At 60.9% G+C, this 539-nt stretch carries 1 protein-coding gene; it reads left to right on the top strand.

Going from position 1 to position 539, the window contains the following annotated elements; genetic code table 11:
* Positions 1-45: 45 nt before the first annotated feature.
* Positions 46-539, top strand: a 494-nt coding sequence (locus O4H53_RS26980; protein ID WP_269368093.1) for a hypothetical protein, incomplete at its 3' end; no start/stop codon positions are given.

Genomic DNA, 539 nt, shown 5'->3' with positions numbered 1-539 from the left:
ACCTTGCGCGATGGCTGGTCTGCCGGAGTGCGGCGCAGCTACGGCATGGAGGTGCCCACCAACGAGGGTACGGTGCTGCAAACCGCTATTCCCGTAAACCCGAGTGGCCAGAAACTGACCGTGTTCGTGGCTGGGGCCAACACATTGCCCGGCAGTGAAGCGCAGGTCTACAATACATGGGTCGGCGCGTCGGCAAACCCTGGCATGGCGCTGCCCACCGACAACCACACCAATGCGCCCTCTCTGGCCCTGAACTATACCGGGAACGACACAACACCCGCGTGGCAGATATATGACGCTGGAGCGGACATGATTGGTCAAACGGTGCTGAACCAGGGTTCCAATCAGCCCGCGTATGGTGACCCTGGCATCGCAGCGATTGAAACAGACGGCCTGAACAACACCGCCAAACTGCATGCGCTCGGGGCAGCCTCGTTGTCTGTGAGCAACGCGGCAATCGGGACGTTTTATGACGGCGTGACCAATCGGGGCAATTTGGAGATCGGCGTTTGGCCGCACACTGCAACCCGTTCGGCAGC

Origin of the sequence: Sulfitobacter sp. G21635-S1, from assembly GCF_027213915.1 — a bacterium.
Lineage (GTDB): Bacteria > Pseudomonadota > Alphaproteobacteria > Rhodobacterales > Rhodobacteraceae > Sulfitobacter.
Note: the sequence above shows the minus strand (reverse complement) of the source record. Positions and strands in the feature narration are given on the sequence as shown.